At 71.1% G+C, this 24,865-nt stretch carries 19 protein-coding genes, 4 tRNA genes and 1 other RNA gene; 8 read left to right on the top strand and 16 right to left on the bottom strand.

Going from position 1 to position 24,865, the window contains the following annotated elements:
• Positions 1-171: 171 nt before the first annotated feature.
• From ACIQCZ_RS18870 to ACIQCZ_RS18885, 4 genes are all read right to left on the bottom strand, one after another.
• The gene (locus ACIQCZ_RS18870; protein ID WP_402283479.1) at positions 172-1,500 is read right to left on the bottom strand and encodes an ATP-binding protein; all 1,329 of its coding nucleotides are present in this window, start codon (positions 1,498-1,500) and stop codon (positions 172-174) included.
• 1 nt (position 1,501) lies between these two features.
• Positions 1,502-2,302 (bottom strand): two-component system response regulator CseB, encoded by an 801-nt coding sequence (gene cseB / locus ACIQCZ_RS18875; protein ID WP_402283573.1) that lies wholly within the window; start codon positions 2,300-2,302, stop codon positions 1,502-1,504.
• An 80-nt stretch (positions 2,303-2,382) separates the two neighbouring features.
• Entirely contained in the window at positions 2,383-3,369 is a 987-nt protein-coding gene (locus ACIQCZ_RS18880; RefSeq protein WP_402283480.1) for an endonuclease/exonuclease/phosphatase family protein, read from the bottom strand.
• Positions 3,366-4,382: a D-alanyl-D-alanine carboxypeptidase family protein gene (locus ACIQCZ_RS18885; RefSeq protein WP_402283481.1), complete on the bottom strand. Its 1,017-nt coding sequence runs from the start codon at positions 4,380-4,382 to the stop codon at positions 3,366-3,368. The genes ACIQCZ_RS18880 and ACIQCZ_RS18885 overlap by 4 nt, the downstream gene beginning before the upstream one ends.
• 384 nt (positions 4,383-4,766) lie before the next feature.
• Between ACIQCZ_RS18885 and uppS the strand changes: the two genes are divergently transcribed.
• Positions 4,767-5,570 carry a polyprenyl diphosphate synthase gene (gene uppS / locus ACIQCZ_RS18890; RefSeq protein ID WP_402283482.1) on the top strand — a complete coding sequence of 268 codons (804 nt, stop codon included), beginning with the start codon at positions 4,767-4,769 and terminating at the stop codon, positions 5,568-5,570.
• Between the two features lie 98 nt (positions 5,571-5,668).
• Positions 5,669-7,078, top strand: a complete 1,410-nt coding sequence (locus tag ACIQCZ_RS18895) for an oxygenase MpaB family protein (protein ID WP_402283574.1) — start codon at positions 5,669-5,671, stop codon at positions 7,076-7,078.
• Between the two features lie 191 nt (positions 7,079-7,269).
• Here the strand turns inward: ACIQCZ_RS18895 and ACIQCZ_RS18900 are convergent, their stop codons facing one another.
• The 4 genes from ACIQCZ_RS18900 to ACIQCZ_RS18915 form a co-directional block, all read right to left on the bottom strand.
• The gene (locus ACIQCZ_RS18900; protein ID WP_402283483.1) at positions 7,270-7,692 is read right to left on the bottom strand and encodes a PIN domain nuclease; all 423 of its coding nucleotides are present in this window, start codon (positions 7,690-7,692) and stop codon (positions 7,270-7,272) included.
• Positions 7,689-7,904, bottom strand: coding sequence for a type II toxin-antitoxin system VapB family antitoxin (locus ACIQCZ_RS18905; protein WP_402283484.1), 216 nt, complete (start codon positions 7,902-7,904; stop codon positions 7,689-7,691). The genes ACIQCZ_RS18900 and ACIQCZ_RS18905 overlap by 4 nt, the downstream gene beginning before the upstream one ends.
• An 850-nt stretch (positions 7,905-8,754) precedes the next feature.
• Positions 8,755-10,593: a DUF262 domain-containing protein gene (locus ACIQCZ_RS18910; protein ID WP_402283485.1), complete on the bottom strand. Its 1,839-nt coding sequence runs from the start codon at positions 10,591-10,593 to the stop codon at positions 8,755-8,757.
• 388 nt (positions 10,594-10,981) lie between these two features.
• Positions 10,982-11,069: transfer RNA gene (locus ACIQCZ_RS18915), tRNA-Ser, on the bottom strand.
• A gap of 131 nt (positions 11,070-11,200) precedes the next feature.
• On the opposite strand from ACIQCZ_RS18915, the gene ffs reads away from it, so the two are divergent.
• From ffs to ACIQCZ_RS18945, 6 genes are all read left to right on the top strand, one after another.
• An RNA gene (gene ffs / locus ACIQCZ_RS18920) (signal recognition particle sRNA small type) lies at positions 11,201-11,297 on the top strand.
• Positions 11,298-11,373: 76 nt separating this feature from the next.
• Positions 11,374-13,587, top strand: a complete 2,214-nt coding sequence (locus ACIQCZ_RS18925; protein ID WP_402283486.1) for a DNA polymerase III subunit gamma and tau — start codon at positions 11,374-11,376, stop codon at positions 13,585-13,587.
• 258 nt (positions 13,588-13,845) lie between these two features.
• Complete coding sequence (gene purD / locus ACIQCZ_RS18930) at positions 13,846-15,096, top strand: phosphoribosylamine--glycine ligase (protein WP_402283488.1); 1,251 nt, start codon at positions 13,846-13,848, stop codon at positions 15,094-15,096.
• Positions 15,097-15,369: 273 nt separating this feature from the next.
• Positions 15,370-17,136: a hypothetical protein gene (locus ACIQCZ_RS18935; protein ID WP_402283490.1), complete on the top strand. Its 1,767-nt coding sequence runs from the start codon at positions 15,370-15,372 to the stop codon at positions 17,134-17,136.
• A 388-nt stretch (positions 17,137-17,524) separates the two neighbouring features.
• Positions 17,525-18,985 carry a N,N-dimethylformamidase beta subunit family domain-containing protein gene (locus tag ACIQCZ_RS18940; RefSeq protein WP_402283492.1) on the top strand — a complete coding sequence of 487 codons (1,461 nt, stop codon included), beginning with the start codon at positions 17,525-17,527 and terminating at the stop codon, positions 18,983-18,985.
• Positions 18,986-19,085: 100 nt separating this feature from the next.
• Entirely contained in the window at positions 19,086-20,000 is a 915-nt protein-coding gene (locus ACIQCZ_RS18945; protein WP_376283819.1) for a phosphoribosylaminoimidazolesuccinocarboxamide synthase, read from the top strand.
• An 86-nt stretch (positions 20,001-20,086) separates the two neighbouring features.
• On the opposite strand, the gene ACIQCZ_RS18950 is transcribed toward ACIQCZ_RS18945, so the two are convergent.
• From ACIQCZ_RS18950 to ACIQCZ_RS18985, 8 genes are all read right to left on the bottom strand, one after another.
• Positions 20,087-20,159, bottom strand: a tRNA-Gly gene (locus tag ACIQCZ_RS18950).
• Between the two features lie 22 nt (positions 20,160-20,181).
• Positions 20,182-20,793, bottom strand: coding sequence for a response regulator (locus ACIQCZ_RS18955; protein ID WP_402283494.1), 612 nt, complete (start codon positions 20,791-20,793; stop codon positions 20,182-20,184).
• Entirely contained in the window at positions 20,790-22,046 is a 1,257-nt protein-coding gene (locus ACIQCZ_RS18960; RefSeq protein WP_402283495.1) for a sensor histidine kinase, read from the bottom strand. Before ACIQCZ_RS18960 ends, ACIQCZ_RS18955 begins: the two co-directional genes overlap by 4 nt.
• 13 nt (positions 22,047-22,059) lie before the next feature.
• Entirely contained in the window at positions 22,060-22,830 is a 771-nt protein-coding gene (locus tag ACIQCZ_RS18965) for an ABC transporter permease (protein WP_402283496.1), read from the bottom strand.
• Complete coding sequence (locus ACIQCZ_RS18970; protein WP_402283497.1) at positions 22,827-23,837, bottom strand: ABC transporter ATP-binding protein; 1,011 nt, start codon at positions 23,835-23,837, stop codon at positions 22,827-22,829. The genes ACIQCZ_RS18965 and ACIQCZ_RS18970 overlap by 4 nt, the downstream gene beginning before the upstream one ends.
• 155 nt (positions 23,838-23,992) lie before the next feature.
• Positions 23,993-24,065: transfer RNA gene (locus tag ACIQCZ_RS18975), tRNA-Gly, on the bottom strand.
• A 98-nt stretch (positions 24,066-24,163) separates the two neighbouring features.
• Positions 24,164-24,235 (bottom strand) — tRNA-Gly (locus tag ACIQCZ_RS18980).
• Between the two features lie 162 nt (positions 24,236-24,397).
• Positions 24,398-24,733: an Lsr2 family protein gene (locus tag ACIQCZ_RS18985; protein ID WP_402283499.1), complete on the bottom strand. Its 336-nt coding sequence runs from the start codon at positions 24,731-24,733 to the stop codon at positions 24,398-24,400.
• Positions 24,734-24,865: the final 132 nt, after the last annotated feature.

The raw sequence follows: 24,865 nt of genomic DNA on the forward strand, positions 1-24,865 counted from the left end.
CAAGCCGTGCGTGCGAGCCTTTCGTGCAGGCCAGAGGGCAGAACTGAACGACCGAACAGACTTCTGACGGCGCCGGAAGGTTGTAGCGGAAGGGCGGGGAGGGACCCCTTGCGGACCCTCGCGGCCCCCTGAGGACCCCCGCGGCCCCCGGCCCCGCACGGTCGCCCCTGATCAGACGCGGGTGCCGGAACGCGGGCCGCGGCCGGGCAGTTCCAGCGTGGCCACGGCTCCGCCGGCCGCGGCGTTGGCCAGAGTGAGGCGGGCGCCGATGACGTGGGCCTGGCCGAGGGCGATGGTGAGGCCGAGGCCGTGACCGTGGCCCCGCTCGGCGGCTCCGGTGCGAAAGCGCTGGGGCCCGCGGGCGAGGACGTCCGGGGGGAAGCCGGGGCCGTGGTCGCGTACGACGACGGTCGTTTCGCCGACCATCACCTCGACCGGTGCCGCGCCGTGGCGGTGGGCGTTGAGGACCAGGTTGGTGACGATGCGGTCGAGGCGGCGCGGATCGGTCTCGGCGACCGGGCTGCCGCTCACCGTGACCCGGGTCTCCAGTCCCGTGCGCCGTACGGATTCCGCCACCAGCTCACCGAGCGGCACCGGCTGGGCATCGGCCTCCTCCGCGCCCGCGTCCAGGCGGGAGATCTCCAGGAGGTCGTCCACGAGGGCGCGCAGCACCTGGACACGGTCGCGGACCAGCTCGGTGGCCTCGCTCTCCGGGAGGAGGGAGGCGGAGGTGACGAGGCCGGTCAGCGGTGTGCGCAGTTCGTGGGCGACATCGGCGGTGAAGCGCTGCTCGTCGCGCAGCCGGTCCTGCAGGGCGTCCGCCATGAGGTCGACGGCGGAGGAGATCTCGCTGATCTCGTCATGGCCGCGGCTTTGGGTCCTGGCGTCCAGATCACCGCGTCTGATGCGGCGGGCGGTCCGGGCGACGCGCCGCAGACGGCGGAGCACCAGTTCGACGGCGAGGAGGGTGAGGGGGACGACGACGGCGAGCGTGGCGAGGGCCGCGTATCTCATGTGCCGGTCCAGGGCCTGGAGACTGCGCAGCTCGCTGCCCATGTCCACCCGGACGGCCAGCACGGTGCCGTCGACGTGGCCCGCCGCCCACATCCGCGGCCCCTGAGCCGGTTTCCGGTTGTCGTACCAGGTCACGGGCGCGGGCTCGGAGCCGAGCCGGTCCCGCAATTCATCCGGTACGTCGTCGCCGACCAGATAGATCCCCGGCGGGGACGGCCGCGCGGGCTGCGTGCCCCGGAACTCGGCTTCGGCCGACTCCAGCGCGCCCATCGCCTCGCCGCGGCCGACGTGCATGTCGCGGGCTTCGGTGGTCCGGTGAACGAGGATCCCGATGCCCAGCGCCATGGCACAGGCCGCTGCCGCGACCCCGAAGGCGATCTTCCAGCGGAGGGATCTCGGGTCGATGAGGCGCCGCAGCCCGTGGCCGGCACCGTCCTCGGGGGCTGTGCGGTCGGTCCGGGCGCCGGGGCCGGTCGTCTGTCGCATCTCAGCGCCGGAACTTGTAGCCGAAACCGCGGACGGTCTCGATGTGACCGGCGCCGATCTTCTTGCGCAGCCGCTGCACGGCCAGGTCCACCACCCGGCTGTCTCCGTCCCAGCCGTAGTCCCACACCTTGCGCAGGAGCGTCTGCCGTTGCAGGGCGATGCCCGGCGCGGCCACGAATTCCAGGAGCAGGCGCAGCTCGGTCGGGGTGAGTGCGAGCGGACGGCCGTCGACGCGCACCTCCAGGCCCCGGGTGTCGACGCTGAGGTCGCGGAAGGCGAGCAGGCCGTCGTCGGCCGGGCGGCCGCCCGCCGTGGGGGGCCGGGTGAAGGTGGCCCGGCGCAGCAGGGTGCGGATCCGCGCCAGCAGGACGGTGGTGTCGACCGGTTTGACGATGTAGTCGTCGGCGCCCGCCTCCAGGCCCGCCACCACGTCGAGCGAGGCGCCGCGGGCGGACATCATCAGGATCGGTGCCTGACTCGTCTCACGGATCCGGCGGCACAGTCCGATGCCGTCGAGGTGCGGCAGCATGATGTCGAGGAGCAGCAGGTCGTGCCGTCCCTCCCGGAACATCTCAAGGCCCGTCAGGCCGTCGGACGCCACCGAGACCCGATAGCCGTAGCGCTCCAGCACCATCCCGACGGACCTGCGGATCGCTTCGTCGTCCTCGACCAGCAGTACGTGGACGGAGTCGGGTGCGGGGGCCGGGGTGGACCCGGGCGCGGAGGAGGGCGCGGAGGCCGGGGCGGGCCCGGTGGGGCCGCCGTCGTGCTGTCCTGCCGCGTCATGGTCGTGCTGTTGCATCACGTCACCCGAGGGTAGACCGGTGCCGGACACCCGGAGAGCGTCCTGCCGGGCGAGGAGGCCGCCGTCGCCCGCGCTTCTCACAGGCGCAGACCGGCCGTGACCGGCAGGTGGTCGCTGCCGGTGGACGGCAGGGTCCCGGACGAGACCGGGGTGACGCCCTTCACCAGGATCTGGTCGATCCGGGTGACCGGGAACGAAGCGGGCCAGCTGAAGCCGAAGCCGTCACCGGCCTCCTCCTGGGCCGACCGTAGCCGGGAGGTCACCGTCCGCAGCGCGCGGTCGTCGGTCGTGCCGTTGAAGTCGCCCACGACCACCACCCGGGGCAGCGGTTCGGCACGTACGGCGTCGGCGAGCCGCGCGGCCGCCTCGTCGCGCCTCGCCGTGGTGAAGCCCGCGCCCGGGAGCACCCGTACCGAAGCGAGGTGGGCGGCATAGACGGCGACGGGCCCCTTGGGGGTCTCGGCCGTCGCCCGCAGGGCACGCGTCCACGGCATGATCGCGACCGGTTCCACATCGCGCAGCGGATACGTGCTCCACAGTCCGACCGTGCCCTGCACCGAGTGGTACGGATACGCGTCGGCCAGGGCGCGCTCGTACACAGGTGCCGTGCGCGGGCTCAGCTCCTCCAGGGCGAGCAGCCCGGCACCGGAGGAGGCCAGTTCGCGCGCGGTCCGGACCGGGTCGGGGTTCTCGTCGTTGACGTTGTGGCTGACCACGGTCAGATCCTGGCCGGCGGACCGCTTGTCGATGAGCAGGCCGCCGAACAGGGAACACCAGACGACGGCCGGAAGCAGCGCCGCGACACCGGCGGTCACCGACCGCCGTACCGCCGCCGATGCCAGCAGCACGGGCACACTCACCCCGATCCAGGGCAGGAACGTCTCCAGGAGGCTGCCGAGGTTGCCGAACCCGTTCGGCAACCAGGTGTGCCCGGCCATGACCAGCGTGGGCGGTACGGCGGCTGCGGCGAGCAGCCGGCCGCGTCGCCAGGGGCCCCTGCCGCCCGGAGCGGTTCCCGGTACGGTGCCGGTCCTGCGAGCCGGGCGCTCGACCAGCGCGGTCATGCCCGCACCGGCTTGCCGTCGCGACCGGCGAGGGCGGCCAGGAGGTCCTTCTGCAGGGCGTCGATCAGCCGGCCGCTGTTCTCCAGCGCGGCCCGGAGGCCCTCGGCGGGCGTGGTGTCGGCGCGCTGCCCCAGCACGACACCGAGCACGAGACGCCGTGCCGTGCCGGACCCCACCTCGGCGGCCCACATGAGATTGCCGCCCGCGGCGGTGCCCGACCCGGTCTTGAGCCCGATCACCCCGGGTCTGTCGAGCAGCCGGTTGGAGTTCGTGATCGTGCCCGGCACCCCGGGAACGGTCGTCTCCCGCATCGCGACGATCGCCCGCAGCACCGGCTCCCGCATGGCCCGGCGGGCGAGCTTGAGCTGGTCGTCGGCGGTGCTCCTGGTGGTGGTCTCAAGACCGCTGGCCCCGGTGTACGTGGTCCGGGTCATCCCCAGTCCGGCGGCGGCGCGGTTCATCTTCACGACGAAGGCGTCCTGACTGCCCGCGTCCCAACGGGCCAGCAGCCGTGCCACGTTGTTGCCGGACGGAAGCAGCAACAGCTCCAGGAGTTCGCGCTGGGTGAGCCGCTGCCCCTCGCGGACCGGGGCGCTGGACTCGCTGAGCGAGTGGGCCTCCTGCGCGGCGGCCGCGTCGACCGTGATCCCCGGCCCCTTCGCCCCGCCCCTGAGCGGATGCTCCTTGAGGATCACGTACGCGGTCATCACCTTGGTGACGCTCGCGATCGGCACCGGTTCCCGCCCGCCCCTGCTGCCCAGGCTGCCGACGCCCTCCACCTCGATGCTCGTCTGCCCCTCCCGCGGCCACGGCAGATCCATCCGTGCCGCCACGGCCGCCGCCTGCGGGGCCGGCGCGGAGCCGTCGTCCCGGTCGCCGCCGGTGAACCCCAGCCAGCCGCCGGCGCCGACCGCCCCGAGCACCGCGGCCGAGGCCCACACCGCACCACGACGGCCCCGACCTGCGTGCTCCTTCTCCTCCGGCGCGGCAGCACGTGTCCGACGAACCTCCACCGACAACCACCTCTCACAACCGGGACACACGAGGAACCGTGTACATGGCCCAGCCTGCGAGAGGACCGCATCCGGCCGATCAGGGCCGTGCATCCGGCACCGCGCGGAATTGTGTCGGCCGGGTATCAGGCCCGACGCCCGGGCGGCCGGGCCGACGGCCGCGGGGCGGGCCGCCCTGCCGACCCGGTCGGGGTCCCGGCCATGAGGTCGTTAAAGCGGACTGACGTACTACAGGTGAATATGCGGAGATTGTGAGGTGCGCGGGGCCGGGTACCGGCACTCTGCTGAGTGGCGCCGCGGCGGTCACGCGGGGCCGGGGGGCGCGGCACCCGCGGACGGGTGCGAGGCGGAGGGGGACTGCGGTGCGGCAGCCGGGGGCCACGTATGACAGTTGAAGGATTCGGCGGCACTTCACCCTCGTCGTCGGCCGGTGCCGGTCCGCGCCGCCCGGCCGGTGCGGACCGGCACAGGGGCGTTCCGCGCCACGTCGCGTGCGTGATGGACGGGAACGGCCGGTGGGCGGCACGGCGGTCCCTGCCGCGTACATCGGGTCACCGGGCAGCGGAGACAACGGTGATCGACATCATCGAGACGGCGCGGGCGGCGGGGGTGGAGTGGCTGAGCCTGTACGCGTTCTCCACCGAGAACTGGCGGCGCCCGAGCAGCGAGGTCGACTTCCTCATGCGACTGGTGCGCCGCGTGGTGCGCAAACACGCCCCACTGCTGCACGCGCGCGGCATCCGCTGCCGGTTCCTCGGGGTGGCGGACCCGAGGATCCCCGCCCCGCTCGCCCGGGACTTCGACGACCTCATGACGCTGACCGCCCCGAACCGGGGCATGACGCTGACCGTGGCGTTCGATCACGGCGGACGCCGGGACATCGTCGAAGCGGCACGTTCCCTCATCCGCAGCGGAGTGCCGGCCGATGCCGTCGACGAGCGGCACTTCGCTGCTCACCTGCCCTTTTCCGACACACCCGATGTGGACCTCGTCATCCGGACGTCCGGTGAACAGCGGATCTCCAACTTCATGCTCTGGCAGGTCGCCTACGCCGAGTGGACCTTCCCACCTGTGCTCTGGCCCGACTTCCGCGCACCGCACTTCTTGGAGTGTCTGCACGCCTACCAGCAACGCGATCGCCGCTTCGGCGGCGTGACGCCGCACGCGAACGGAGAACCTCACCCGTGAAGGACACCGGCAGCAGCCACCCCGGCCACCCCCGTCCAGGCGCCACCGACCACCACGGCGATCCCGCACCACCGCCCCCCGACGCAGGGCTCGGATCCGTGTTCGGTCCCCACTCGCAGTTCCACCGGTTCTTCGACGACCCGCGCTGGGCACTGGCCGTGGTCAGAGCCACGGTGCTGGAGGCCGCCCACCCGCAGATCGGCGCGGCCCTGATCGACAACTCGACGTTCGTGGCGCACCCCTGGCGACGGCTGCGCAACACCCTCGTCAGCCTGCAGCGCATGTTCGGCGCCGATGATCAGCAGCGGCAGAGGGAGGCGGCGAGGCTCAACCGCATGCACGCGCGGCTGAGCGGCACCGACGCACAGGACCGGCCCTACGACGCGATGGACCCGCAGGTCCGCGCCTGGGTGGTCGCGACGCTCTTCGAGAGCTCCGTCACCATGTGCCGGCTGAGCGGGCAACCGCTCGACCGGATCACCATGGAGCAGCTCTACGCCGAGTACCAGGCATTCCTCGCGGCCCTGGGGGACGTGGCCGGCCATCTGCCGCCCACGTTGCAGGAGTTCTGGCCGTACTACGACCACATGGTCGAGGAGGAACTGGAGAACACGGAGGCGCTGCGCATCATCCTCTACAAGCTCTTCGACCATCTTCCCGCGCCGCCCCTGCTGGACGGCCTGCCCACCGTCTGGGCGGCGGGCCGCGCGATCGCGGGCCCGGTCCTGGGAACGATCACCGTGGCGTCCCTCCCCGAGCCCTTCCGCCGACGGGCGGGACTGCCGGAGGTTCCCGGCGCCCGGACGCTGATGCAAAGCGTCTACCTGGCCGCCGGACTGGCACGCCTGCTGCCGGCCGACTGGCGCCGGACCGAGACCCTCACAAGCCTCCTTTACTCGTCCCCCGACAGCGACACCCCCCAGGCCGCGACGCTCGCCGCGCTGCGTGGCCGGATGAAGCAGGCCGGCGCCCTGTTCCGGCTGGTCACACCCCTTCCCGCGCAGCACGGTCCCGACGAGGGAACCGGGGGACGGCGGAGCGCCGGCGAATTCTTCACCGCGGTGCTGGACCAGACCGGCGACGGTTACCTGGACTGGCCCGATCTCGCCGCCATGGCACGGGAGTTGTCCTCCCGTCTCGATCTGGACGAACCGGAAGAGACCAAGCTCTACAACGCGTACGCCGAGTGGTGGAGGGAACTCCAGGCGGCCCTCGACATCGACGGCGACGGCCGCATCAGCAAGGAGGAGTACACCGCCGCCGTCCCCTCACTCGCCGGGCCCGCGCTGATCAGGGTCGCCGAAGTGCTCTTCGAAGTCACCGACGCGGACGGCAACCAGTACATCGACGCGGACGAGTACCGGGCCCTGTTCCGGACCGGATTCGGACGCACGGTGGCCGACGCCGATGCGAGGTACTCCCGCAGCGCCTTCGTGAACGACTTCCTGTCCTTCATGTCGGGCCGCCGGCGCTCGACCCCTTACGACCCGCTGCTCTCCGACGCGTAGCACGCCCGGGAAACGGTCCACCGACGCCGCATCGGCAGACCGTCACGAAAATTCGAGCTCAATGGTCGGGTCGCCCGGGGAATCCCAACCCGGGCGACCCGACCACGGCGGTGGCGGAGCCGGCGGCTACAGGCACGGTGAACTGTGTCGCACGCCTGCGGATGAGACCGGAACCGAGACCGGGCGCTCGCTCACTTACCGGCCTCCGGGCCGTACCACTGCATGGCTTGACCGGTGACGGCGGCGATGCATTCGAAGTCGTGGTCGCGGTGCAGGAGGGTCAGACCCTGGAGTTCTGCGGTGGCGGCAACGACGAGGTCCACAGCTCCCGCACTGCGGTGCTGACCGCGCTGGGTGAGCAACTCCTGAACCTGCCAGGCGCGGTCGTAAGCGCGGTCATCGACGGGCGCCCAGCCGAACAACAGCCGCATGTCGTCGATGCCGCGTGTACGGTCTGCGGCGGAGCGGGCGCTGTAGAAGAACTCCAGCTCTGTGATCGGGCAGGTTGCGATGAGCCCTGCTGTTGCGGCCTGGTCCCATCCGTACTGTTCGGCGTCGCCATGAAGGAATCGGGCGAGCGCACTGGTGTCGATCAGGAACTGGGCCGCACTCATCGCCGGTAGTTCCTCTTGTCCGTGAAGAGGTCCAGATCGAAGCCCCCGTCGTTCGCTGCCGCACGCAGTCGAGCGAGAGCGAGGGCCCGTCGGCGGTTCTCGAGCACCTCGCGCAGAGCGGTATTGACCGTCTCTTTCTTGGTACCGGTCCCCAGCGCCTGAGCCACGGCGGCCAGTAGTTCGTCGTCGAGGTCGATCACTGTTCGGCTCATCCGGGCACCTCCTGAGATATCAGCTGTGACAGCAAATATATCGCAACGGATGTCACAGATCCTGATGCCGCGGCCTCGGGGTGCATCGGTGCCCGCGATCATCCGGCGCGGAAGGGCAGTGGATTCGGCGCTTCGCCGTGGATCGTCATGGTCATCGGGCCGTGGAGTCGCCGCGCAGTCCCTTCGACAACGTGCCCGGTGAGGCACTGGCGGGGGATATGGGATTCGAACTCGTGAGGGGTTGTCCCCAACACGCTTTCCAAATGTTCGTCCTCGTGTCCGGGGAGACGGTCCAGGGCGTCCTGGCCTGGGGTGAAGCAGTCCATCGAAAGCTTCGAGACGCCTCCTGAACGGGGGCGAACGAAACTGGAACCACAACCAAGGCCCGCCACGTCTTCCCCGCTCGGCGGCTGCGCAAGGCGGATCGGACGGCAAGGCGGTCTTCCCGGCAAGCAGCCCGCAGGGTCAGCGCTTCTTGGTCTTCTTTCTTTGTGGCGGGGTCCACTCGCCTCGGTGCAGCTGGCAGCGGGAGTAGCCGATCATCGCCGGATTCTGGCACCGCTTGCCGGTCTTGGTTTTGGTCGACCCGCACTTGACCTGCGTACCCATTCGTCCTCCCTCGTCCGGTCGAAGGTGTCCCATGCCGAACCCATCCTCACCGGCCAGAGGTGTCCATCGCTCTACTTGCGGCCACATTTGGCCGATTTGATCACTTTCATGTCTGAATGATGATATTTTCAGATCCAAGTTGATCACTGTGTATGCGGCTGGCTGGTCGGCTGCCGAAGGGGTGATCGCAGCGTCGTTGATCGCCTCTCGTGGGCCTGGGGGGTGTTCCATGCCTCAGTGGTCACAGATCGTCGGTGTTATCCGCTGTGTCGAGGCTGATCCCCGGATTCTCGACGCCCGACTCGTCGTCCAGGATGGGCTTGCCCATCGCGGCCGAAATGCTGCGGAGCAGTGCCGCTCTGCGAGCGGTGAAGAAACCGTCGAAGTCGTCGGTGGCCATGAGTTCCGGCTGGGCCAGGTGGGAGCGGATGCGTTCGGCGACGCCTTCGTGAGGGGTCTCCGCGGTCTTGACCAGACGGCCCAGGTATTCGGAGGGAGCTGCCCCTCCGATGATTCGGTTGGTACGGGCGGTCAACGGCGTCTTGTTGATGATCGAGTTGTAGTCGGCGGGGGCGCGTCCGGCCTTTTCGCACCAAGTCTTGGGGAAGATGTGGTGGATGTCGATGGACTCGTCGAAGTACCCGGTGACCTCCGCTTTTTCCCCGGTGCGCCAGTCCATGGCCCCCGCCTTGAGCAGGAGTGCGTAAATCCCCTTGTAGGCAGCGCTGTTGCGGGTGCGGAGGGTCAGCAGGCGTCCGGGGGCGAACTGGGCGGCGGTGACGGTCCGGGGTTCCGCTGCATCGTCGCGGATCCAGTCGACGACGTCCGGAAGATCCTGGCTGAAGCGGGTTTCGGTCGAGCCGCCGTAGAGCTCCCCGAACACACCGCACCAGTACCAGCGGGCGAGCTTGTGTTGGGCTCCGGCGCTCTGCGCGCCATCCCCGGCCAGGGCCAGGATCGCGGCGAGCGGTATCAGCTGAGTTCCGTAAGGCAGGAACTTCGTATCGAAGAGGAACTGCTGGTGCAGGAACTTTGCTGCCGCCTTGAACCCGGCGATGACGGACGGGGCGAAACGTACGTAGTCCTCCAGGGAGAGAGCAAGCATGTCCTTGCGCTTGCAGCCGATGCGCGGCAGCCGCTCCTCTTCCGTCCCGCGTTCGGCCTCGCACCCGCGCCGCTCGGCCGTAGCCAGCAGGGTGACTGCCTGGAGGAAGTCGGTGTTGGAGACCTCGCGAAGGATGCGGTACTCAGGCGCCTTCCAGGCAGTCCGGCATTCTCGCTCCCAGTGGTTGCGCAGATCGAACTCGTCCGCCGCGTAAGTGGCGGTCAGAAGCTCGAAGACGGTCAGGGTGACACCGCCGGTATTGACCTTCTCGAACACCTGACACACGGCTGGGCGTGGGGTCGCCTGCCCGAGCTCGATGACCGGCACGTGGTAGCGGTCGAAGGGGCGGACGAATGCCTCGTTGAAGTCGCGCCACAGTTTGCGCTTGTCCTTGTCACCGTCCCAGTAGTCGGTGAACTCGTAACCCCAGTCGCCGCCGTCGAAGACCGCGTGGAGCGGGAAGAGATGTGCCTCGTATTCGCGCTCGGGAGTCGAGTAGTCCTCGACGACCTGACCCCGGAAGTTGAGAACCTTGCGCGCCTCGGGCAGAAACCGGATGGCGTCCTCGCGGTCGCTGTTCTCATCGAGAGCCTGGACCATGTCGACGTAGAACCAGCCCGACACCTGTTGCTTGCGCGAGTCCTGGGTGACCACCGGGCCCTTCAGCTTCAGGGACTGGAACAGCGACGTCAGCCGCTGCTGCCCGTCGAGCACGAGCGCGTCGGGCTCGGGCTCCCCGGCCGGGGTGGCTCCTTCGATCGGCCGGTACTTGAACCGGACGTCGCCGCCCGCCTTGAGCAACATGACGGTGCCGACGGGATAGCTCAGAGAGATCGACGCGAGGAGGCTGGCGATGTTCGGGTAGGGCCACACCCAGCCCCTCTGGAACTCAGGTAGTTGGGCCTTGCCGACTTCGACCTGCTGCAGTAGATCCCGCAACGGTCGCTTGTCGATGCTGAACGCTTCGTCGGCCACATCGGCTCCTTGAGGCTGCCAGTCACCAGAGGTGGGCGCCTGAGGTCGGCTGTCTCGTGTCACGCAAAAACTACTGGGTGTCATGACATCGGGTGCCAGAAATGCAAAACAGCCTGAATCTCCGTCCGGGTCCGGCCGGGACCAGTGCATGCCTGCGGATTCGCCGACGAGTTCTGACCTTGGGCAGCTCGGCTGAGGTGCGCTGGAGCGGTGCTGGCGCCGGCGCCTCGTTGAGCGCCGAGCCAGTGTCAGCGGTGTACCGGACGTAGGCGACGCGATCACGGGTCGGAAGCTGTCCGGAGCCGACGGAAAGACGGCTGGGACGGACAACGTCGAAGGGCCCCACCGCGAACGGTGGGGCCCTTCGACAACGTGCCCGGTGAGGCACTGGCGGAGGATACGAGATTCGAACTCGTGAGGGGTTGCCCCCAACACGCTTTCCAAGCGTGCGCCCTAGGCCACTAGGCGAATCCTCCGCGGCAAACAATACAAGACGTTGAGGAGTGCTCGCGAACCCGTTCCCCTCAGGATCCGCTCGGGCTCGTCCGGGGCGGTTCGGGAGGGTGGGGGAGTGGACCGACGGGGGTGGGGATCGGCTAAGGTGGGCTTCAGCCCCTCACGTGGCGCTATCTGACTGAACTCCCCCAGGGCCGGAAGGCAGCAAGGGTAGGTCGGCTCTGGCGGGTGCGTGGGGGGCCCTTGTGTTTCCGGGGAGGGTACGGGGCGGGGCTTCGTCCCGTCCGGGGCCGCTTGTCGGTCGGCCCGGATAACCTCGTATGTGTGTCGTCCCTTGCGCTGTACCGCCGCTATCGCCCCGAGTCGTTCGCCGAGGTCATCGGGCAGGAGCATGTCACTGACCCGCTGCAGCAGGCCCTGCGGAACAACCGGGTCAATCACGCGTACCTGTTCAGCGGTCCGCGCGGCTGCGGCAAGACGACCAGCGCGCGCATCCTCGCCCGTTGCCTGAACTGCGAGCAGGGCCCGACGCCCACGCCGTGCGGGGAGTGCCAGTCCTGCCGGGACCTCGCGCGCAACGGGCCGGGATCGATCGATGTGATCGAGATCGACGCCGCATCGCACGGTGGCGTGGACGACGCCCGTGATCTGCGGGAGAAGGCGTTCTTCGGTCCCGCGTCGAGTCGTTACAAGATCTACATCATCGACGAGGCGCACATGGTCACGTCAGCGGGGTTCAACGCCCTGCTGAAGGTGGTCGAGGAGCCGCCCGAGCATCTCAAGTTCATCTTCGCGACCACCGAGCCCGAGAAGGTCATCGGCACCATCCGGTCGCGTACGCACCACTACCCGTTCCGTCTCGTTCCGCCGGGCACGCTGCGCGAGTACCTCGCGGAGGTCTGCGGCAAGGAGAACAGCCCGGTCGAGGACGGTGTGCTGCCGCTCGTCGTGCGCGCCGGGGCCGGTTCCGTGCGTGACTCGATGTCGGTGATGGACCAGCTGCTGGCCGGCGCGGGTGACGACGGTGTGACATATGCCATGGCGACCGCGCTGCTCGGTTATACGGACGGCTCGCTGCTGGACTCGATCGTGGACGCCTTCGCGGCGGGCGACGGGGCCGCGGCGTTCGAGGTCGTGGACCGGGTGATCGAGGGCGGCAACGACCCGCGCCGCTTCGTCGCCGACCTCCTGGAGCGCCTGCGTGACCTGGTGATCCTGGCCGCCGTGCCGGACGCCGGGGAGAAGGGGCTGATCGACGCACCCGCCGACGTGGTCGAGCGGATGCAGGCTCAGGCGTCCGTCTTCGGCGCAGCCGAGCTGAGCCGCGCCGCCGACCTGGTCAACGAGGGACTGACGGAGATGCGCGGGGCGACCTCGCCGCGTCTCCAGGTCGAGCTGATCTGCGCCCGGGTGCTGCTGCCCGCGGCCTTCGACGACGAGCGTTCGCTGCAGGCGCGGCTGGACCGGCTGGAGCGCGGCGCGTCCTTCGCGACCGCCGGTACGGGCCCCGCCATGGGGTATGCGCCGGGGCCGGAGGCACTGGCCCACGCCCCCGCCCCCGTCGCGCCGGCCGTGCAGCCCGGCGCCGGACCCGCTGCCGCGCGTGCGGCGGTACGGGGCGAGACCCCCGCCCCCGCGGCGCCGCCCGCACCTGCCGCAGCGCCCCCGGCCCCCGTGCAGCCCCCGGCCCCCGTGCAGCCCCCGGCAGCCGCGCAGCCCACGGCCCCCGCCGCAGCCGCTGCCGCCGCGCCTCAGGCGCCGGCCGGGGCCCCGGCTCCCGCGGGCGGTCAGCGTCCCGGTGCCTGGCCCACCGCCGCCGCGCCGGAGTCCGGCCGCCGTCCCGGTGGCTGGCCGACCGCTTCCGCCCCCGGCCGCTCGCCGGCCCCGCAGGCCGCCCCCGCTCAGGCCCAGCAGCCGAGCGCCGCTCCGGCGCCCGCCGCCGAGCCGAACCCGGGAATGACGCAGGGCGCCGGCCAGGTACGCAACATGTGGCCGGACATCCTGGAGGCCGTGAAGAACCGCCGCCGGTTCACCTGGATCCTGCTCAGCCAGAACGCCCAGGTCACCGGTTTCGACGGCACCACCCTGCAGATCGGCTTCCTGAACGCGGGCGCCCGCGACAACTTCGCGAGCAGTGGCAGCGAGGACGTGCTGAAGCAGGCCCTCGCCGAGCGGTTCAACGCGCAGTGGAAGATCGAGGCGATCGTCGACCCGTCGGGCGGCGCCGGAGCACCCCCGCAGACCGGTGGCGGTCGCCCCGCTGCCGCGCCGCCCGTCGCGCAGCGCCCGGCCCCCGCGCCTCAGCAGCAGTACGAACCCCGGACCGCCCCCGCCCCGGCCCAGCAGCCGAGCTCCGCTCCCGCCACGGAGCCCGCCCCGCCGTCGTACTCCGCGCCCGAGCCCCCGCGCCCGGTCGCTCCCGAGGACGACATCCCCGAGGCGGACGACCCGGACCTCGTCGACTCGGCCCTCTCCGGGCACGACCTGATCGTCCGGGAACTGGGCGCCACGGTCGTGGAGGAGTTCACCAACGAATAGCCGGGGCAGCCGGGCACCCATCCCGGACGCGGTTCCCGGGCACCGCTCCCGGACGCGGTTCCTGGACGCCCCACCCGGGCACCGCTCCCGGACGTCCCACCCGGTCGCGGTTCCCGGACACCCCACCCGGACACCCCACCCGGACGCGCTTCCCGGTCGCGCGGGGCGCGTGGTCGCGAGGCCGCGGTCGCGCACCCCGGGTGTCCACAAAGCGGCGTCCGTCAAGGCCGTCGTGCCCCGGCGGTTAGGCTGCACCCCGTGAAGGTCCTCGTCATCGGCGGCGGCGCCCGCGAACACGCCCTGTGCCGCTCTCTCTCCCTCGACCCCGACGTCACCGCTCTGTACTGCGCTCCCGGCAACGCCGGCATCGCGGAGGTGGCCGAACTGCATCCGGTCGACGCTCTCGACGGTGAGGCCGTCGCGCGTCTCGCCGCCGACCTGGGCGCCGAACTGGTGGTCGTCGGCCCGGAGGCGCCGCTCGTCGCCGGGGTCGCCGACGCCGTGCGTGCCGTGGGCATTCCCTGCTTCGGCCCCTCGGGCGAGGCGGCTCAGCTGGAGGGCTCCAAGGCGTTCGCCAAGGACGTGATGGCCGGGGCGGGCGTCCCGACCGCCCGCAGCTACGTCTGCACCACTCCCGCCGAGATCGACGCCGCCCTCGATGCCTTCGGCGCCCCGTACGTCGTCAAGGACGACGGGCTCGCCGCCGGAAAGGGCGTCGTCGTCACCGACGACGTCGAGACGGCCCGCGCCCACGCCCTGGGCTGCGACCGGGTGGTCATCGAGGAGTTCCTCGACGGCCCCGAGGTCAGCCTCTTCGCGATCACGGACGGCACCACCGTGCTGCCTCTCCAGCCCGCGCAGGACTTCAAGCGCGCCCTGGACGGCGACGAGGGACCGAACACCGGCGGCATGGGCGCGTACTCCCCGCTCCCGTGGGCCGACCCGAAGCTGGTCGACGAGGTGACGCAGTCGGTGCTCCAGCCGACCGTCGACGAGCTCCGTCGCCGCGGCACCCCGTTCTCCGGGCTGCTGTACGCGGGCCTCGCGATCACCTCGCGCGGCGTGCGGGTGATCGAGTTCAACGCCCGTTTCGGTGACCCCGAGACCCAGGTGGTCCTGGCCCGTCTGAAGACGCCGCTGGCAGGTGTCCTGCTGGGCTCCGCCAACGGCACCCTCGACGAGCTGCCCCCGCTCAAGTGGCGTGACGACGCCGCTGTCACCGTGGTCGTCGCCTCGCACAACTACCCGGCTACGCCGCGGACGGGTGACCCGATCGAAGGGCTCGACGACGTGGCGGCGCAGGATGCCCCGGACGCGTACGTCCTGCACGCCGGGACCAGGCGGGACGGCGACACGATCGTCAGCGCGGGCGGCCGCGTGCTGTCCGTGACCGCGACCGGAAAGGACCTCGCGGCCGCCCGTGAGCGTGCTTACACGGCGGTTGCCCGGATCCGGCTCGACGGCTCGCAGTTCCGCACGGACATTGCCAAGAAGGCCGCGGAAGCCTGAGGCCGGGACGGGGCCCGACGGCCACTCGCCGGACCCCGCGGACACCCACCGACGCGCCGCTGCCCCAAGGGCGGCGGCGCGTCAGCACCTTTGCCCAAAGCCATTCCATCGAGTGACGACTGAGCCATCCGGATGACGTCCGTCGAGGCCCCAACTAGGGTGCGGCGCAAGCATTCCGGCACATGGCTCACTGGCATTGCGATGTCGGTGACGGGTGCCACAGTGGGGGAGTGAACAACACCGCCGCGGGGGCAGAGGGGGTGACGTCCGGCCGTGTCCGGTACCGGTACAACTGAGGAGCTCGGTGCGCAGAGTGCGCGTGCCCGAGCTCTCGCCCTGCTGCGCATCCGCAGCAGGGCGACCGCCGCGGCCATCGTGCCGGCGGCGGTCGCCGTCGTGCTGCTCGTCGCGGGCGCCCGGGGCCATGCCGTCGGCACCGGCTGGGACGCGGCGCGCTGGGCCGTGACGGTCTGCGCGGTCGTCGTGCTCCTGCTCGCCACGGCGGTCGCTGTCGCGATCGTACGAGCGAGGCCGGCGATCAGTCCGACCGTCCCGCTCGCGGAGGAAGCCGCCCCGGATCTCTACCGTCTGGTCAGGGACCTCGCCGAACGGCTCGGGGTTCCCGCGCCCTCGGCCATGGCGCTCACGCCCGACTGCGACAGCTGGCTGGAGGACCGCACCCACCCCGCCGCGCAGCAGCTCACGACGGGCCTCGGAGCCGATCGGGCAGCGCGTTGGGCGGGCCGGGTCCGCCGCCGGGTGAAGGCGGCTCCCGTGCTGGTCATCGGTTCGCCGTTCCTGTGGTGGATGCGGGTCGCGGAGCTACGGGCGGTGCTCGCCCCGGTCGTGGCGGGCACGGGGCCCTCCGCGCATCCCGACATAGCGGCGGCGCGTCGTTTCGTACGAGGGCTGGACGGAGCGGTCGCCGACGCGGCCGTGCCCGTTCCGGGGCCGCTGTCCGGCGTGCGCAGAGTGCCACGCCTCTTCGTCGGCTGGATCGCCCGGTTGCTGCTGCGCAGTTGTCGCAGCCATGCCGCGGAGATGGAGCGGGGCGTCGCCGCCGCCGCGTCGGTTCGTGCACAGGGTGTGGACTACGGTCTTCGGATCGTCGCGCAGGAGCAGGTCGGTCTCGCCTACGCGGGCTGGGACCGGCTGCTCACCCGGGTCGCGCTGCCCGCCTGGCAGATGGGCCGCTGGCCGTCCCGGCTGGACGCGGGTGTCGTGTCCGCGCTCACCGAGCTCTCCCGGCGCGACCGGCTCGCCGACGGGTTCACCTCCCGGCTCGGCGAGCGCCCCGCCTGCGACCTCCTGGAGGAACCGGGCGCGGCCGACGAGGCGGCATCGCTGCTGGCGGCCCGGCTCTTCCACGGCGGTCCGGCGCAGTCCGGTCCCGACTGGTCGCCGGTCGACTGGCAGCAGTACCCGGATGAGGTCGTCGACCGGAAGTGGCGTACCGAGGCCGCCCGGCTGCATCGTGTCCTGGACTCGATGGGGGTGGCGCCCGGACCGGCCGCCGACGCCTCCGGGCCGGGCCGTTCCGCATTTTCCGTCGATGCCGGGGTGCCCACGCTGGCCCGTGTCGTCGACCATCTGGCCGGCGGGTGCGGAAGCGGCGAGGAGCTCGCGGCCGGGATCAGCGCCGCGGTGGCCCGCGAGGAGGCGGCGGCCCGGCGGCGGCCACCGGCCGCCGGCGCGTCGGGCCCGGCGGGCACCCCGGGTGCCGTCGGCGCGGGCGGGAACGTCCTGGACCTCTGGGGTTCCGACTCCCTTCCGATCCTCTCGCTCCAGCCGCCCCGTACGGGTACGGAGCTGCTCGCCGACCACGTCGCGGCGATGGTCTGCTGTGCCGCCGTCGACACGGCGGGCGCGGCCCCCGGCCTCGATTGGCTCGACGGCCCCGCGCTGCTGGTCGACGGCGAGCGCCGGGCGGATCTGGGCAGTCCGGTCCTCAGTCTCGTCGAGGACGGGGACGCGGCACCGCTGCGGTCGTGGCTCGCCTCGGTCGGCGTGCGCGCCGACAAGCCCGTCCGTCTCGTCTGAACCAGCGGCCCCGGCGACGGCGCGCACCACGGCGGACCCACCCGTCTCAAGCTCCTCACCGGCACCGTTGCCGGGGCTGTCGGCCCCCAATACCCGGAAGAGAACGTTCCGTTCACGTCAATTAGCGACGAAGGGTGACGGGCCGCATGCGTTATGTGATGTGCTGGGGATCAACGCTGACAGTCGGAGCATCACTGTTGGCGCACCGATGACGCACGGCCGGATGCGGTCAGCGGCAACGGCCGACGGTCAGGACCGCTGTTGGCGATCGGCGTCCGTGACCGGCGTCGGCGTTCGGTGCCGGTGCCCGGCACCCGCGTCCGGCGTCCCGTGACCGGCGTACGTGACGTTGATCAGCTGTTCTCGGGGCCTGTGGGAGGGAAGCGGTATGGGGGCGGAGCACATTCGTCGATGGGAGTCGGGTGCCCTCGCGCACGCCGTCTCCGACCCCTTCGGCCAGGGTCCCCTGCCCTGGCTGCGCGGCAGTGAGAACTACTTCGACGACACCGGGCACGTCGTCCCCTGGTACGCCGACCCCACTCTGGCCCGTGGCGCCGACGGCGGCACCCGTACGGCCGACGACGTGCACCGCCAGATCAAGGGCTTCATCTCCACGGGTGCCGCCGCCCCGGGCGAGGCGATCGACTTCCACATCACCGTGGACCCGCCCCAGCAGTTCTCCGTGGACATCTACCGCATCGGTCACTATGGGGGCGACGGGGCCGCCAAGATCACCACGAGCCCCCGGCTCTCCGGCATCGTCCAGCCCGCCCCGCTCACCGCCGACCGCACGGTCTCCTGCCACCACTGGTGGCAGTCCTGGCGGCTGCAGATCCCCTCCTACTGGTCGATCGGCGCGTACGTGGCCGTGCTGACCACGGTCGACGGGTACCGCTCCCACATCCCCTTCACGGTCCGCGACGAGCACCCGGCCGATCTGCTGCTGGTCCTGCCGGATGTCACCTGGCAGGCGTACAACCTCTACCCGGAGGACGGCCACACAGGTGCCAGCCTCTACCACGCGTGGGACGAGCGGGGCCGCCTCCTGGGCGAGGAGGACGCCGCGGTCACCGTCTCCTTCGACCGTCCGTACGCGGGCGCCGGGCTGCCGCTCCACGTCGGCCATGCCTACGACTTCATCCGCTGGGCCGAGCGGTACGGCTACGACATCGCGTACGCCGACACCCGTGATCTGCACGCGGGCCGGATCGACCCGGGCCGCTACCGGGGCCTGGTCTTCCCCGGCCACGACGAGTACTGGTCGGTGCCCATGCGCCGTACCGCCGAACGCGCCCGCGACGGCGGAACCTCGCTCGTCTTCCTCTCCGCCAACACCATGTACTGGCAGGTCAGCCTCTCCCCGTCGCCCTCCGGTGTCCCGGACCGCCTGCTCACCTGCCGCAAACGCCGCGGCCCGGGAAAGCCCGCGCTCTGGCGCGAGATCGACCGCCCGGAGCAGCAGCTCCTCGGCATCCAGTACGCGGGCCGGGTCCCCGATCCGCACCCCCTGGTCGTACGGAACGCCGAGCACTGGCTGTGGGACGCGACGGGCGCCGGCGAGGGCGACGAGATCAACGGCCTGGTCGCGGGCGAGGCCGACCGCTACTTCCCGCGCACCGCGCTTCCCGAGCACGAGAACCGCATCCTGCTCGCCCACTCCCCGTACCGGGACAACGACGGGGCCAAGCGCCACCAGGAGACCTCCCTGTACCGGGCCCCGTCCGGCGCGCTCGTCTTCGCCTCCGGCACCTTCGCCTGGTCCCCGGCCCTGGACCGCCCCGGCCATGTGGACCCACGCATCCAGCGCGCCACCGCCAATCTCCTCGACCGCATCTGCAAACGGGACTGAGGACACCGCGCCCGGCGCCACGGACGCCCCCGCTCCGCCCCACCGCACCCCGATACGGGAGAATCGGAACGACTCCTGGATCAACCTACGCGGAGGCAGCGTGTCCGGATTTGTAGAAAAGCCCGAGCCAGTGCAGGTCCCGGGGCTCACCCACCTTCACACCGGCAAGGTGCGCGACCTGTACCGGAACGAGGCGGGCGACCTAGTCATGGTCGCCAGCGACCGGATGTCCGCGTACGACTGGGTGCTGCCGACCGAGATCCCGGACAAGGGCCGGGTGCTCACCCGGCTCTCGCTGTGGTGGTTCGACCGGCTCAGCGATCTCGTGCCGAACCACGTGCTGTCCACCGAGCTCCCCGCCGGAGCCCCGGCGGACTGGGAGGGCCGCACGCTGATCTGCAGGTCGCTGCGGATGGTCCCGGTCGAGTGCGTCGCCCGCGGCTACCTCACCGGCTCCGGGCTCGTCGAGTACGACGAGTCCCGCACGGTCTGCGGCCTCGCGCTGCCCGAGGGCCTCGTCGACGGCTCCGAACTGCCGGCACCGATCTTCACCCCCGCCACCAAGGCGGCCGTCGGGGACCACGACGAGAACGTGAGCTACGAGGAGGTGGCCCGCCAGGTCGGCGCGGAGACCGCCGCCCAGCTGCGCCGCACCACGCTCGACGTGTACGGCAGGGCGCGTGACATCGCGCGTGAGCGCGGGATCATCCTCGCCGACACGAAGTTCGAGTTCGGTTTCGCTCCCACGGACGGCGGCGGCGAGGAACTGATCATCGCCGACGAGGTGCTGACCCCGGACTCCTCGCGCTTCTGGCCCGCGGCCGAGTGGGAGCCGGGCAGGGCCCAGCCCTCGTACGACAAGCAGTTCGTGCGCGACTGGCTGACCTCGCCGGCCTCGGGCTGGGACCGCAGGAGCGAGCAGCCGCCCCCGGCGCTGCCCCAGGAGATCGTGGACGCGACCCGGGCGAAGTACCTGGAGGCGTACGAACTCCTCACCGGCACGCCCTGGCAGTAGGCGGTTTTCCGGACGCGAAGCAGCACGCGGTTCCCGGAACACGAAGAAGCCCCCGGCCGAAAGACCGGGGGCTTCTTGCTGAACCGAGCGGACGACCAGGTTCGAACTGGCGACCTCAACCTTGGCAAGGTTGCGCTCTACCAACTGAGCTACGTCCGCAAGCGCCGAAGCGCGAGGACCACTATACCCATCCGCGCTCCCGTGCGAGACGCGCCGCCGCGTGACGGTTCTCCGCTCCGAGCTTCGACACGGCCGCGGAGAGGTAGTTCCGTACGGTTCCCTGCGACAGCGACGCGCGCTCCGCGATCTCCGCGATTGGCGCCCCGTCCGCCGCCAGTTCCAGTACTTCGGCCTCGCGCGCGGTCAGCGGCGAGTCCCCGGCGGAGATCGCGTCGGCCGCCAACTCCGGGTCCACATAACGGTTTCCGGCGTGCACGGTACGGATGATCCCGGCCAGCTGGCGGGCGCTGACCGTCTTCGGCACGAAGGCCCGCACACCCGCCGCCAGTGCCCGCTTCAGATGTCCCGGCCGGCCGTGGCTCGTCACGATCATCGTCCGGCAGCCGGGAAGTTCGGCCCGCAGGGATGTGGCCACACTCACACCGTCGGCACCCGGCATCTCCAGATCGAGGACCGCCACATCGGGGCGGTGGGCCCGCGCCATGGCCAGTGCCTCCGGGCCGGTCGCCGCCTCCGCGACCACCACGAGGTCGTCCTCCAGGGCCAGCAGCGCGGCCAGCGCGCCCCGGATCAGGTGCTCGTCGTCGGCGAGCAGCACCCGTACAGCCGTCATCGTCGTTCCTCCACAAGTGCGGCAGCCGTGCGCGGCAGCGGAATCTCGGCCGTCAGGCGGAACAGCCCGTTCCCCGCCGGGCCCGCGTCCAGCGAACCGTCCAGCGCCCGGAGCCGCTCGCGCAGTCCGGCCAGCCCGGAGCCGCCCGCTCCGGTGCCGCCCGGTTCCGAGCCGGCCCGCAGCGCCCCGTCGTTCTCCACCTCCAGCACCACCGCGCCCGCCGAGGCGCGGAGCCGGATCGTGCAGCGCCGCGGATCGCCGTGCCGCAGCACATTGGTCGCCGCCTCCCGCACCACCCAGCCGAGCGCCGACTGCACCGGCGCGGGCAGCGGACGACCCTCGCCGCCCTCCACCGCGCACGCGATCCCGGCCGCCCGCAACACTCCCTGCGCGCCGGCCAGTTCCGTGCTCAGATCGGCCTCCCGGTATCCGCGTACGACGTCGCGCACCTCCTGCTGCGAGGCGCGGGCGATGCGCATCACCTCGACCATCTGGTCCACGGCCGCCGGATTCCCGCGCTGGGCCAGTTCCACCGCCAGCTCGCCCTTCAGCGCGATCACGGCCAGATTCCGGCCCAGGACGTCATGCATGTCCCGGCCGAACCGCAGCCGCTCCTCGGCGACGGCCAGCCGCGCCTCCATGTCCTTCGCTTCACGGAGCTTCCACATCACGCTCAGTGTCCAGGCCGACGTGCGCGTGGCGACCGCCATCATCCCGCCGCCGAACGCCGTCGCGAGAAATGTGGCGGCCACCAGCGCACTGCCGCCGTCGAGCAGTCCCACCGCGGTGGACATCGCGGCCGAGACGGCGGCCTGCTGCAACACCGACACCCAGCCCGGCACGATGAGCACGAACGCGCAGGAGAACGGCACCACACAAGCGCTGAACGCATATCCCGGTTCGGGGAACTCGCGCATGCCCGTGCAGTCGGCGAGGGCCAGCACCGCCGCCGTGTTCGCCACCAGCGACACGGCTGTAACGGCGACCAGCCGCCGGTCCGTGGCCCCCCGGCCCAGATACGTCGCCAGCCCCCTGGCGGTCAGCGCCGTCCCGCAGACCCCGTGGGCGACCGCGAGCACGATCGCCAGGGCGATCAACGCGGTGGGCGCCGCGCCGCGCACGGGCCTTGTAACGGACATCAGGACCTGGACCAGCACCGCGATCCACACCAGGCCGTACAGCATGCCGCGCGTGGACAGGTCGACCTTGTCGAATCCGGTGCGGCCGCGCCAGCCCCACGTTCGCCACCGCACGGCGCACCCCTCCTCAGCGTCGGGGTTCCCACCGGAACCACCGCTGTACAGCAAACACGGCGAGCACCGTCCAGGCCAGCGCGGTCAGCCCGGCCCCGAGCAGGTCGTGCCCGTCGGCCCCGCCGAGCCAGCCCGCGCGTACGAGCGTCATCACCCCGGTCACCGGCAACAGCTCGCACACGGATGCCACCCGGTCCGGCAGGACCTCCAGCGGCACGAAGAGCCCGGAGCCCGTCATCGAGACGAGGAACAGCGGCAGCGTGGTGATCTGCGCCGTCTGTACGGACCTGGTCGATGCGGAGGTGGCGGCGGCCAGTGCCGCCAGCAGCACCACACCCGACAGCAGTCCCGCGACGAGCAGTTCGGGCCGCTTCGGCGCACCGACGCCGAAGAAGGCCGCACCGGCCAGGACCACCAGCACCGCCTGCCCCAGGGCCAGCGCGATGGACGGCAGCGCCGTTCCGACGAGGATCTCCCGGTCGGTGACCTCGCCGGTGCGCAGCCGTTTCAGGACCAGTTCCTCGCGCCGCGCCACGTACGCGGCGACCAGGTTCATGTACACGACCTGCATCAGCACCATGCCGATGCCACCGCTGAGCGCCGCCCCGGCCACGGTCAGCCCGGTTCCGTCCAGATCGATCTGATCCAGTGTCGACTTCATCGCCACGACCATCGCCACGGGCACCAGCAGCGCGACGAAGACCGCCGTCCTGTTGCGGGCGAGCAGCGTCAGCTCGGCGCGCCCCAGCGCGTTCAGCCGCCCGGACATCGTTGTACCGGTCATGCGGCGGCCGCCTTCCGGGCCTGCGAATCCGACGCGCGCTGCGCGATATCGAGAAATGCCTCTTCGAGCGAGGCCGAGCGGGCATCGAGCCCGAGCAGCCGTACGTCCGACTGCTCCGCCCAGAGCAGCAGTTCACCCAGGGACTCCTGCAGCCGGTGGGTGCGGATCTCGACCTTGCGCCCTTCGGCCGCCGCCCTCAGCGGCAGCGGAAGCCATGCCGCCGGCACCCCTTCGGGCAGCTCGAACCGGATACGGGCGGGGCGGGCCGCCGTCACCTCGGCGGGGGTGCCCGCCGTCACGATCCGCCCCCGGTGCATGATCGCCAGCCGGTCGGCGAGCATCTCGGCCTCCTCCAGGTAGTGCGTGGTGAGCAGGACGGTGGTGCCGTCGTCGCGCAGTATCCGGACCAACTCCCAGGTGTCGCGCCGTCCCTCGGCGTCGAGCCCGGTGGTCGGCTCGTCCAGGAACAGCACCTCGGGCCGGCCGAGCAGGGCCAGTGCCAGGTCGAGCCGGCGCCGCTCACCGCCGGAGAGCTGCTTGACGCGCACGCGCGAACGATGGGCGAGCCCGACCAGGTCCAGCACCTCCCCCGTCGGGCGGGCGCCGCTGGTGCAGCCCGACCACATCCGTACGGTCTCGGTGACCGTCAGCTCGGACGGGAAGCCGCCTTCCTGGAGCATCACCCCGATCCGCGGCCGGACGGCGGCGCGTTCGCGATACGGGTCGTGGCCGAGCACCCGCACGGACCCACCGTCGGGCCGGGCCAGGCCCTCCAGCAGCTCGACGGTGGAGGTCTTGCCGGCGCCGTTCGTTCCGAGCAGGGCGAAGAGCTCACCGCGCGCCACCGTGAAGGAGACGCCGGTCACCGCCTCGAAGCCGCCGTCGTAGCGGCGCCGCACATCGCTCGCCTCGATCACCGGGTCGGCGACGGAGCCGGACGCGGAGGCGGCTGTGGCGCATGCCACAGCGCTGTTCACGTGGTCCTTGGGAATGTCGTCGCTGGTCATGCCTACAGATTTCCGCCGGATCGGCGCCGCGAGCAGTGCGAGCCGTCATCACTGCTCATGACAAACGTCATGGACCAGGGAGCCCCGGGCGGAAACGGAGGGGAATACGACGAAGGCCCTGGTCGATATCGACCAGGGCCTTACGTTCGATCAAGAGCGGACGACGAGATTCGAACTCGCGACCCTCACCTTGGCAAGGTGATGCTCTACCAACTGAGCCACGTCCGCATTGCTGCCGCTCATTGTACTCCTTGTGAGGAGTTCCATCGGGCGGTGCGAGCACCACTCTACCCGATCCAATGGAGTGGACGGTAAGAGCGATGCAGAGCGGGTGACAGGAATTGCACACTGTGCCTTCCCCCTGGAAGGGGGATGTTCTGCTACTGAACTACACCCGCACGCTGCGTGAGGTTCGGCTTTGCGGCCTTGCCCCTCGGCGTGCTCCAGACTTTAGCCGACCGCCGGGGGTGTAGCGCAAGTCGGTGGCCGCGGGGTGTCGCCGGAGCGTTCGCGGCGCGTCCCGGCGAGGGCCTCCGGGGGTCCCGGGGCGGACCGGAATCTCAACTGGCTTCGCGGAACGCCTCGTAGACCTTCTTGGGGATCCGGCCGCGGGCCGGCACCTCCATCCGGTGGGAGCGGGCCCAGGCGCGCACGGCCGCCGGGTCGGGTGCCAGCGAGGTGTGCCGGTAGGACGCCGGGGCCTTGCCGCGCTTGCCGGTATTTGTCTGCTTTCGGCCGGCCGCCATGTACGGCGCCAGGGCCTTGCGCAGTTTCTTTGCATTGGACGGATTGAGGTCGATCTCGTACGACTTCCCGTCCAGGGCGAAGGTGACCGTTTCCGCCGCTGCTCCCCCGTCGATGTCGTCGAAGAGCGTGACCACTACGCGCTGAGCCACGGATATCGGTCCTTTCCTACGGCGTCGGCGCGTCTGACATGCGCTGACGCCGGCCTTCCGGCTGTTAGGCAGATGCGGGCCGACCGTTGTCGACCGTTTAGGGGCAATGCTGCATTCCCCGGTAATCATTTG

The organism is Streptomyces sp. NPDC093149 (assembly GCF_044754145.1).
Lineage (GTDB): Bacteria > Actinomycetota > Actinomycetes > Streptomycetales > Streptomycetaceae > Streptomyces.

Excerpts from the sequence above, each read along its gene's own strand:
- ACIQCZ_RS18870 (WP_402283479.1), bottom strand. The coding sequence starts at position 1,500 with ATGCGACAGACGACCGGCCCCGGCGCCCGGACCGACCGCACAGCCCCC.
- cseB (WP_402283573.1), bottom strand. The coding sequence starts at position 2,302 with ATGCAACAGCACGACCATGACGCGGCAGGACAGCACGACGGCGGCCCC.
- ACIQCZ_RS18880 (WP_402283480.1), bottom strand. The coding sequence starts at position 3,369 with ATGACCGCGCTGGTCGAGCGCCCGGCTCGCAGGACCGGCACCGTACCG.
- uppS (WP_402283482.1), top strand. The coding sequence starts at position 4,767 with ATGACAGTTGAAGGATTCGGCGGCACTTCACCCTCGTCGTCGGCCGGT.
- ACIQCZ_RS18900 (WP_402283483.1), bottom strand. The coding sequence starts at position 7,692 with ATGAGTGCGGCCCAGTTCCTGATCGACACCAGTGCGCTCGCCCGATTC.
- ACIQCZ_RS18905 (WP_402283484.1), bottom strand. The coding sequence starts at position 7,904 with ATGAGCCGAACAGTGATCGACCTCGACGACGAACTACTGGCCGCCGTG.
- ACIQCZ_RS18940 (WP_402283492.1), top strand. The coding sequence starts at position 17,525 with ATGGGGGCGGAGCACATTCGTCGATGGGAGTCGGGTGCCCTCGCGCAC.
- ACIQCZ_RS18955 (WP_402283494.1), bottom strand. The coding sequence starts at position 20,793 with ATGACGGCTGTACGGGTGCTGCTCGCCGACGACGAGCACCTGATCCGG.
- ACIQCZ_RS18965 (WP_402283496.1), bottom strand. The coding sequence starts at position 22,830 with ATGACCGGTACAACGATGTCCGGGCGGCTGAACGCGCTGGGGCGCGCC.
- ACIQCZ_RS18970 (WP_402283497.1), bottom strand. The coding sequence starts at position 23,837 with ATGACCAGCGACGACATTCCCAAGGACCACGTGAACAGCGCTGTGGCA.